Below are 914 nucleotides of genomic sequence, written 5' to 3' on the forward strand. Positions count from 1 at the left end.
TGCTGGCACTGGCCTGTGCGCTGGGCGATACGATCACCCAGGAGATCCAGGGCCGGCCACTCAACCTCTATCTCGATCCCTCGCAGGTACCGATCCTGCTGGAGTTGTTGCACGACAACCTAGGCCTACCGATCAGTATCGCACTGGTGACCGCGACGCTCCTGGCGCTGCTGGCCATCGGCCTGGGCTTGGGGCATCTGCTGGCGAGCCTACCGCGCCACGGCGCACCTCGCCGCTGTGCCTGGGGCACGCTGATACTCGGCGCGGGGCTGGCGCTGCTCGGCTTGTGGCGCGACGCGGCCCCCGTCGGCACACCCGGCATCACGCTGCTCACCGACCAGGCCACCCGCACCTACGAGACCCGCGCCTCGCTGCGCGATTTCGACGCACGCCTGTCGACACGTGAATCCCCGCTCGATGCGCCGGGCGGTCAGCCCTTGCCCGAACTTGAAGGGCACGACGTTATTCTGGCGTTCGTGGAATCCTATGGCATGGCCGCGCTCGAACGTGAGCCTTTTGCCGGGCCGGTGAACGCCCGACTCGATGCCATGGCCGAGGCCTTCGCACAAGCCGGACTCAGCGTGGCCAGCGGCCGGCTCGTATCGCCCACGCTTGGCGGGCAGTCACGACTGGCGCATGCCAGCGTGCTCAGCGGATTATGGGTCGACTCCACATTGCGCTACGACCTCTTCCTCGAAAGCCCTCGAGCCACCTTGATCGACGACTTGGAGCGTACAGGGCATACCAGCGTCGCCATGATGCCGGCGATCTATCGCGACTGGCCGGCGGGACGGCGACTCGGCTACGACGAGATTCACGACGACGCACGGCTCGACTATCGCGGCCCGCGCCTGGGCTGGGTGACGATACCCGATCAGTTCGTCTGGCATCGCCTGCGCCAGGTACGCCGCGAG

1 pseudogene is annotated in these 914 nt (G+C 67.1%); it reads left to right on the forward strand.

Annotated features, from left to right (window positions below):
* Positions 1-914 (forward strand): annotated as a pseudogene (locus OP495_RS18465) (alkaline phosphatase); the annotation flags it as partial.

This window comes from Chromohalobacter sp. 296-RDG, assembly GCF_029889885.1.
Taxonomy (GTDB): Bacteria; Pseudomonadota; Gammaproteobacteria; order Pseudomonadales; family Halomonadaceae; genus Chromohalobacter.